The sequence below is a fragment of the Streptomyces niphimycinicus genome (assembly GCF_018883605.1).
In the GTDB taxonomy this organism is placed as follows: Bacteria; Actinomycetota; Actinomycetes; order Streptomycetales; family Streptomycetaceae; genus Streptomyces; species Streptomyces niphimycinicus.
Window position 1 is genome coordinate 1 of the sequence record NZ_JAHLEM010000104.1, and the last position, 8257, is coordinate 8257.

Consider the following 8257-nt stretch of genomic DNA (forward strand, 5'->3'; position numbering starts at 1 on the left):
CGTTCCCACTCCGCATCGCTCAGATCACCCCGCCCCATGCCACATCAACGACCCAGACACGAGACAGTCACATGATCGGCCGGACAAGTCCTAGTTGCTGGTCACCGGAGTCGATCGTTCAGATAGCTGTTGAGGACTCGTTTGCACTCAGCGATCAGATGGGAGTCGCCCTGCGGATCGGCACGGAAGGCGAGTTTCAGCACGCTGTCCGCGCACTCCAGGGCCACCCGCACGGCGATCTCAAGTTCGGCGTCGTCCTGGCCACCAGTCAGGGAGGCGGTCAGCCGGCGCAGCCGTCCGGCGACCGCGGTGTTGTTGTCCAGGGTCGGCTCCAGGATGTGGTCCTGTCCCGCCGCGCCGAAGTCGACCACGCCGAACCCGGTGATCGTCCGGCGCATGGTGACGAACTCATCGACTGTGACGTCCACGATGCCCGAGATACCTTCGGGCTTCTCGCGCTCCAGCCGGTTGGCGACCCGCTCCAAGAAGGACTCCAGATTGCGGGCGGCAAGCGCACCGATCAACCCCTCCCTGTCGGAGAAGAACTGGTAAAGGGTGCCGATGGGCACCTCGGCTCTGCGGGCCACCTCCTTGGTGGTCAGCGCGGCATAGCCGGCCTCGTCCAGGAGTTCGGCGCAGGCGTCCAGCAGCCGCTCGAAGCGTTCTGCGCTGCGCTTTTGGACTGGCAGTCGGCGCAGCGTCCCTGCGGGGCGATCTTGATTCACGCTTCCATCATCCCATCGAGCAGGCTAATATGAGCCGTGCTCATGTTTCAGGAGGTTAGACGTGACACTGGACCACCTCCCCGCGGACTTCGTCTGGGGCGCCTCGACGGCGTCCTATCAGATCGAGGGCGCCACCAAGGAGGACGGCCGCGGACCGTCGGTATGGGACACCTTCACCGCCCGGCCCGGCACAGTCCGCGACGGGCACACCGGTGACGTGGCCTGCGACCACTACCACCGGTACGAGGAGGACATCGCGCTGATGGCCGAGGCGGGTCTCACCGGCTACCGCTTCTCCATCGCCTGGCCACGGATCCAGCCGACCGGCACAGGTGAGGCCAACCTTCGGGGCCTGGACTTCTACGACCGGCTGGTCGACGGCCTGCTCGCACGCGGCATCGAGCCTGTCCCGACACTGTTCCACTGGGACCTCCCACAGGGCCTCGAGGACGCCGACGGCTGGCTGAACCGCAACACCGCGCACCGCTTCGCCGAGTACGCCGCCATCATGGCCGACAGGCTGGGCGACCGTGTCCAGAAGTGGATCACACTCAACGAGCCGTTCATCCACATGGTCTGGGGCTACGGTCTTGGCACCCACGCACCGGGCCGTACCCTGTTCCTGGACTGCCTGCCGGTCGCCCACCACCAGTTGCTCGGCCACGGCCTGGCGCTGAGAGAGCTGCGGGCGCGCGGCCTCCAGGTGCTGATCGCCAACAACTGCACCCCGGTCTGGCCCGCCTCGGACGCCCCCGCCGACCGCGCCGCCGCGCGAGCCTATGACAACCTGCACAACCGCCTGTTCAACGACCCGATCCTCACGGGCGCCTACCCCGACCTGTCGGATTTCGGCGCGGACACGACCCTCGGCGGCTCCGTCCGTGACGGCGATCTCGAACTGATCTCGGCCCCCCTGAGCGCGCTCGGCATCAACTACTACAACCCGACCCGGATCCAGGCGCCGGCGTCCGAGGGGCTGCCATTCGAAGAGGCCCCCATCGAGGGCTACCGCCGCACCGCCTTCGACTGGCCCGTCGTCCCCGACGGCCTACGGGAACTGCTCGTCGGCCTCAAGGAGCGATACCCGGCACTCCCGCCGATCTACATCACGGAGAACGGCTGCTCGGTCGAGGACGTCGTCAACGCGGACGGCACCGTCCTCGACCTCGACCGCATCGACTATCTGGACACCCACCTCCAGGCCGTCGACGCCTCCGTGGCCCAGGGCGTGGACGTACGCGGCTACTTCACCTGGACGCTGATGGACAACTTCGAGTGGGCCGAGGGCTTCCACCAGCGCTTCGGTCTCGTCCACGTCGACCACGACACCCAGGTCCGCACCCCGAAGGCGTCCTTCGCGTGGTACCGCGACCTCATCCGCGCTCAGCTCGGTTGAGCCGCCCACCGCGCTCGCGCGGATTCCGCACGCGCTCCGCCGGCCCGCGGCTGGTTTCCGTGAACTGTCCGCCCGCGAGGTCGTCACGGCGTAACTGGAGCGCAAGCATCGGCCCGATCCGAGAATCAACGCGATGGTCACCTTCACCGCCGACCAGGCACTCAAGGAGAGGGCCACCGTCGACGAGCTCGCGCACGGCGAACCGCTTGTCCCGTTGCACTGCCCTACCCGTCGCGCACGAGGAGCGACTCTGTCGGGGAGCTTGAGGACCGGATCGAGCCGTTGATGCCGACCGATCCGGTTCGCGATCGGCGGTGGACCGACCACCGCCGAACCCTGAACGGCCGTCGCATGGAGGTACCGCACCTGCTCGCCCTGGCGGGACCTGCCGGACGAGTTCGGATCGTTCCAGACCGCTCACAAACGGCTGATCAGGTGGGCACCTGCGAACGGATCCTCGCGATGTTGCACCGGCGCCTCCCCCCAACCTGCCCAGCTCGGTTCTGAATTGGGCGGAGGTGTACTCGCTTCCGCGGTCGCTGTGAACAACGCAGCCAGATTGCAGGCCGCCGCGTCCGTGGGCCATCCGCAGCACCTCGACGACGAGGTCGGCGCGGTGGTGGTCGGTCATCGGCATAACCGACCACCTCTCCGGTGGCCAGGTCCAGCCAGCAGGCCAGATACCACCATCCTTCGGCGGTGGGCAGACAGGTGATGTCCCCGATCAGTCGGGTGCCTGGCCGGTCGGCAGTGAAATCACGGCCGATCGGATAGGGGGCCGGCCGCGCCTGCCGGTCCGCGCCCGCTCGCCGCTGCTCGGCTCCCGGGTGATTCGCAGCATCGCCGGCCTGTCCGAACAGACTCGCCGCGGCCTGCTCGGCGAGTTGCCGCGGCACACGACCAGCTCTCCGTGGCGATGGCGGCCGAACGGTGGTGACCGGGGCTTCAGTTCGGGCCCGGCCAGGTGCTGGCAGGCGCCAGGTGCTGGCAGGCGCCTGGTGCTACGCGCGTTCGGCCGGCGTCATCGCGTGCCGACCCAGCGCAAGGTGGCCGCATCGAGCCGCTTCGTGGCGTCGTCGCTGGTGGGCTCGTCATCCTGGTCCGCGGCCCAGATGATGATGCCGTCCGGCCGTACGAGCAGGCTCGGCAGTTCCGTGGTGGCGGCGGAGTCGGCGACATAGGCGATCCGCTCGCCGAGATGCTGCACCGCGTCGGCGAACCGGCCGTCGTGTGTGCGGTCGACCAGGACGAAGCGACCGTCGTGGGCGAAGTCGGCGAGTCGGCGGCCGGAGGTCAGGGCGACGTCGCCGGCGGTGGTTCCGACGGGCGCGGTGGCGTCGTCCGCGACGTCGTAGTGCTGCATGATGCCCGAGGACACGGCGAGCATCTTGTTCGTCGCGCCCGGCACGGTGAACAGCTCGTCGCCGACGACCCTGCGTAGCCGCCTGGTGCGCTCGTCCCCGCGCATGAGGGCGACCTGGGCGCGCGTCCAGTCGAGCACCCAATCGGCGATCGAGGAGCGCTCCGTGTCGTAGGTGTCCAGCAGTCCGGCCGGTGCCCAGCCCTGGATTGTCGCGGCGAGCTTCCACCCGAGGTTCACGGCGTCCCCGAAGCCGAGGTTGAGGCCCTGTGCGCTGAACGGCGAGTGCACGTGGGCGGCATCGCCGGCGAAGAGCACCCGGCCATGGCGGTAGTGCTTCACCCGGCGGGCGTTGTCCGACCAGCGGGTCGCACGGCCGTGTATCGCGCTCAGGGTCACGTTGGTCTGGGTGACGTCGCGCACCACTTCCTGCAGCTCTTCCAGGGTGACGGGAGCGTCGCGGTCCTCGGGCTGGGGGCCGAAGCGTGCGACGAGGATCCGGCCGGGGATGGGGCCGTAGGCGTAAACGCCGCGGGGCGTCCAGTTCCACCCGTGGCTCAGACCGGTCGTGTCGTCGAAGTCAGCGATGCCCTGATAGCCGACCAGCTCGGGGTCGGTGCCGATGAAGTCGATGCCGAGCTGCTTGCGGATGGGGCTGCGCCCGCCGTCGGCCGCCACGACCCAGCCGGCGGTCAGCTCGCCCGCGTCCGTCTCGACGACGACGTCGGCATCGGCATCGGCATCGGCATCGGCGAGAAGATCGCCGCCGGTGCTGCGCACGCCCTTGACAGCGATGCCTCGGCGAACGTCGACGCCGAGTTGGGCACAGCGGTCGGCGAGCAGCAGCTCAAGGTCGTACTGGGGCACCGCGACACCGCCCGACACCGCCGCGTGGGAGGCCAGCACCGGGTCCTCCTGGTCGACCAGGTCATTGCGGAACATGATTCCCGCGAAGTGCCCCATCACCGGGAAGCGCGGGGACGTCTGCTCGAACCCGCCGACGACTCCGCGTGTGACGGCCGTGCCACCGCCGGCGGTGAACTTCCCGGCGGCGGCCATGCGGCGCCGTTGGCTCTCTTCCGCTGCCGGGAGCAAGCCGCGCCGGTCGAGGATTTCGGCGCTGGCCACGTTGATCGAGCCGGACTTGATGGTCGTGTCCGGTTCCTGAAGGCGTTCGAGCACCGTCACCTGCACGCCCTGGAGTGCCAGCTCGCTGGCGAGGAGGAGCCCGGTGGGTCCGGCTCCCACAACGATCACATCGGTCCGCTGCATGGCGCACCCCTTAGACTGCGTCTATGAGTTAACTCGGTAGCTTTACCGAGTAGTCTTACCGGGTAAACGTAACACGAGAGGTGGGTCATGCCGAACCGAGGAGACCGGGGTGGTGCGAAGACGCGGGCGCGGATCGCGGCCGTCGCAACGGAGCTGTTCTTGGAGCGCGGCTTTGATGACGTCACGATCGCCCAGGTCGCGGCTGCGGCCGGCGTCTCGAAAGTGACGGTGTTCTCGCACTTCGAGCGCAAGGAAGACCTCCTGCTGGATCGACTTCCCGGCGCGGTCGAGCTCCTGCGCTCCGCAATCCGGGAGCGCGCCGAGTGCGTCGGCCCCGTGGAGGCGTTCCGGACCCTCGCCCTCACCCTCGTGGACCAGCGGCACGCACTGTCCGGGCTGAGTGACGGAGTCGAGCCGTTCCTCCGTACGATTGCGGGCTCCCCCGCGCTCATCGCACGGCTCCGCACGTTCGAACACGAGGTCGAAGAGGCCCTGACGGAGGACCTGCGGAACGACGCGCGCTTCACCGGCGACCCGGCTCTCGTCGCGGCGCTGCTGATTGCCGCCTACCGCACGGTCGCCGTGACAACAGCTCAGCGCCGACTCGCCGGGCATGACCTCGCCGAGACCATCTCCGTGCATCGTGAGCGTCTGAATCTTGCCTTCGACGCCGTCGAGCACGGCGTCTTTGCCGACCATCGCGCGGCACCGAGCCCGTAGCGGGAAAGGCACGCCTACGAGCCGTCCCACGGGACACGCCGATTCCGGCGTCCCGTCAGAACTGACGGCGACGCAGCAACCTGGTCCGGAACCTCATGGCTTTGGCGCGCTGCGGTGAGTCAGGGGGGCGCCGAGCAGCCGAATCATCGTGATCATGGTGTTACGGAACAATGCCACCGGGGCAAATGGACGTCCGGGACCACGAGGGCCGACTACACCTCGCCGGTGACGAACAGCTCGAGGACGGCGAGCCGGCCACTTGCCTGTGTGCGTGGCCGGCTCGTGGCATCAATGCGGCGTCATCATGCCTGCTGCTGGTCACTTCGCCTGGGCGAGCCAGACCGCGTCGGGACCGGCCGGGAATCGCAACTGGCCGGTCATGTCGTGCACGGCTCGCCACACCGTCTCGGCAACGTCGCTCTCCTTGGTGAACACGTCCTGGCCCGTGAAGTCATCCATGGCCTTCTTCGCGAACGCTGCGTAGGGCGCCGGGACGAGCGCGTCCAGCGACCCGCCGTTCGTTGCCCTGGCTGCGAAGTTCGTCGTCACGCAGGCGCCCGGCTCGACCGTCTTCGCCTGCACACCGAACGGCGCGAGTTCCAGCGCGAGGGATGCGGTGAACCCCTCGATGGCCATCTTGCTCGCCTTGTAGACGGCCGAGAGCGGCATGTGCCCCAGTACCACGCTGGAGGTCACGTTGACCACCACGCCGGAGCCACGCTCGCGGAACTGGGGCAGCACCGCCTGCGTCGTCGCCATCACGCCGAACGTGTTGGTCTCGAAAACCTCCCGCACCCGGGCCATGGGGGTGCCCTCGAACACGCTGATCGAGGGCACCCCCGCGTTGTTGACCAGGACATCGATGGGGCCCTCGGCCTCGAACGCGGCGGTGATGCTCTCGGGCCTGGTCACATCGAGCTCGACGACGCGGAGCCGGTCCGACTCAGGAAGGACGCCCGGACGCGGCGTCCGCATCGTGGCGATGACGTTCCACCCCTGCGAGTGGAAGTAGAGGGCGGTCTCCCGCCCGTACCCGGATGAGGTACCAGTGATCAGAACCGTCTTCATGTCGTGCCCCTTGCGATGTGGTGGGATCCATACGGGCGGACAGGCATTTCCCTGCTCCACGGGAGAACCGGTGATCCCATTGAATCGCTTTGACCTGCGGAGATAGTAGAACCATCCTCGCTGCTCCTTGCACGATCCTCCTGTGCGGCCCACCCAGTTCAGGGCAGGACACCTGTCGGCGCACGCACGGCCTGACGCAGGCGGGCGGCGTCCCGGCCTGGGGGTGCGCCGAACTGGCGGCGGTACTCCCGGCTGAACTGCGACGGGTTGTCGTAGCCGACGCGGTGGCCGACTCCGGCGACGTCTCCGGGGCGGGTGGCGAGCAGCAGCCGGGCCTCTTGGAGCCGGATCTGCTTCTGGAACTGGATGGGGCTCATCGCGGTCACCGCTTGGAAGTTGCGGTAGAAAGCGGAGACGCTCATGCCGGACACGCGTGCCACGTCCTCGACCCGGAAGGGCTGCGCGTAGTGCTCGCGGATCCAGCGCACGGCCCGGGAGACGTGGTTGAGGCTGCTGTCGGCCAGGCCGAGCTGGCGGACCGTCGCACCCTGCTCGCCGGTGATCAGACGCCACAGGATCTCGCGCTTGACCAGCGGGGCCAGTACGGCCCGGTCGCGGGGCTCGTCGAGCAGGCGCAGCAGCCGGACCACCGCGTCCAGCAGCGCCGCCGGAGCGTCACTGACGGCGATCCCCGACGGCGCGCCCCCGCTGCTGCGGGGGGTGTCTCCGGGCCCGGCCTCAAGCAACAGCTCGGCAACGGCGGACGGTTCCAGGACGAGACCGAACCCCAGCGCCGGCTGCTTGGGGTCGGCCTGGGTGAACTGCCCTGTGACCGGCAGATCGACGGATGCGACCAGGTACTGCCCGGGCCCGTACTCGAACACCCTCTCACCCAGGGCAAGGCGTTTGGCGCCCTGCGCGATGACCGCCAGGAGCGTGCCGGACATCGAGGGCGCCGGCGGATCAGGGCGGTCGACCTTCGAGATGAGGACGCCGTCGACGGCGGTGGTCCAGTCGGGCCGCGCATGGCGGGCCAGCAGGGCGCGGAGTTCTTCGAGGTACATGCGTCCATTGCAGCACCATTCCGCGCCATAGTTCCCATAGTCGCGAGGATCGTGCAAGTACGGACGAGTATCGGTCTAACATTTCCGCAGGTCAACCCGGTTGAATGGAATCACCGCACTCCATCACCGAAGAGACGGAATCCATGATCGCCAACTATGGCTTCAACGCCACCCTGACCGCCAGGCCCGGAATGGGCGACCAGCTCGTCGACCTGCTGCTGACCGGACTGAACGAGGGCAGCCCCGGCGCGAGCGAACACTGCCTCGTCTACCTCGTCTCCCGCTCCGCGTCCGACCCCGACGTCGTCCACGTCACCGAAGGCTGGACCAGCGAGGAGGACCACCACCGCATCTTCGCCGGTGAGACCGCCCAGGCCATCGTGGCGCAGATCGACCCGCTGCTCGCCAAGGACTCCGAGTACACCGACTACGTCCCGGTCCGCGGCACAGCCACCTTCTGACCCGCCGAACACCCCACACCCCAGCCCCTGCCGCCTCGGTGCCCGCCGAGGCGGCCCCCCTCCTCGCCCGACCGTCCCCCACCCCCACCACCACCCACGAAAGGCAACGACCATGACCACAGCACGCCCCGCCCTCGACCCCGAACTGCATGAACTCCTGGCCGACATGCCGCTGATGTCCCAGCTCAGCG

At 68.5% G+C, this 8257-nt stretch carries 7 protein-coding genes and 1 pseudogene; 4 read left to right on the forward strand and 4 right to left on the reverse strand.

The window, feature by feature from the left end; translation table 11 throughout:
* Positions 1–101: 101 nt before the first annotated feature.
* Complete coding sequence (locus KN815_RS12280) at positions 102–725, reverse strand: TetR/AcrR family transcriptional regulator (RefSeq protein WP_216341816.1); 624 nt, start codon at positions 723–725, stop codon at positions 102–104.
* Positions 726–786: 61 nt separating this feature from the next.
* Here KN815_RS12280 and KN815_RS12285 point away from each other — a divergent pair, with 61 nt between their 5' ends.
* A complete protein-coding gene (locus KN815_RS12285; RefSeq protein ID WP_216341817.1) occupies positions 787–2121 on the forward strand; it encodes a GH1 family beta-glucosidase in 1335 nt (444 codons plus the stop codon).
* A gap of 355 nt (positions 2122–2476) precedes the next feature.
* Positions 2477–2836: pseudogene (locus tag KN815_RS52125) on the forward strand (hypothetical protein); the annotation flags it as partial.
* A 306-nt stretch (positions 2837–3142) separates the two neighbouring features.
* Here the strand turns inward: KN815_RS52125 and KN815_RS12295 are convergent.
* Positions 3143–4753, reverse strand: a complete 1611-nt coding sequence (locus KN815_RS12295; RefSeq protein ID WP_216341818.1) for an FAD-dependent oxidoreductase — start codon at positions 4751–4753, stop codon at positions 3143–3145.
* 87 nt (positions 4754–4840) lie between these two features.
* Between KN815_RS12295 and KN815_RS12300 the strand changes: the two genes are divergently transcribed.
* The gene (locus KN815_RS12300; protein ID WP_216341819.1) at positions 4841–5473 is read left to right on the forward strand and encodes a TetR/AcrR family transcriptional regulator; all 633 of its coding nucleotides are present in this window, start codon (positions 4841–4843) and stop codon (positions 5471–5473) included.
* 318 nt (positions 5474–5791) lie between these two features.
* Here KN815_RS12300 and KN815_RS12305 read toward each other — a convergent pair whose 3' ends face one another.
* Both KN815_RS12305 and KN815_RS12310 read right to left on the reverse strand, forming a co-directional pair.
* The gene (locus KN815_RS12305; protein ID WP_216341820.1) at positions 5792–6541 is read right to left on the reverse strand and encodes an SDR family oxidoreductase; all 750 of its coding nucleotides are present in this window, start codon (positions 6539–6541) and stop codon (positions 5792–5794) included.
* A gap of 158 nt (positions 6542–6699) precedes the next feature.
* Complete coding sequence (locus tag KN815_RS12310) at positions 6700–7605, reverse strand: AraC family transcriptional regulator (protein ID WP_216341821.1); 906 nt, start codon at positions 7603–7605, stop codon at positions 6700–6702.
* A gap of 143 nt (positions 7606–7748) precedes the next feature.
* Here KN815_RS12310 and KN815_RS12315 point away from each other — a divergent pair, with 143 nt between their 5' ends.
* A complete protein-coding gene (locus KN815_RS12315) occupies positions 7749–8066 on the forward strand; it encodes a putative quinol monooxygenase (RefSeq protein ID WP_216341822.1) in 318 nt (105 codons plus the stop codon).
* Positions 8067–8257 lie beyond the last annotated feature (191 nt).

Excerpts from the sequence above, each read along its gene's own strand:
- KN815_RS12295 (WP_216341818.1), bottom strand. The coding sequence starts at position 4,753 with ATGCAGCGGACCGATGTGATCGTTGTGGGAGCCGGACCCACCGGGCTC.
- KN815_RS12300 (WP_216341819.1), top strand. The coding sequence starts at position 4,841 with ATGCCGAACCGAGGAGACCGGGGTGGTGCGAAGACGCGGGCGCGGATC.
- KN815_RS12305 (WP_216341820.1), bottom strand. The coding sequence starts at position 6,541 with ATGAAGACGGTTCTGATCACTGGTACCTCATCCGGGTACGGGCGGGAG.
- KN815_RS12310 (WP_216341821.1), bottom strand. The coding sequence starts at position 7,605 with ATGTACCTCGAAGAACTCCGCGCCCTGCTGGCCCGCCATGCGCGGCCC.
- KN815_RS12315 (WP_216341822.1), top strand. The coding sequence starts at position 7,749 with ATGATCGCCAACTATGGCTTCAACGCCACCCTGACCGCCAGGCCCGGA.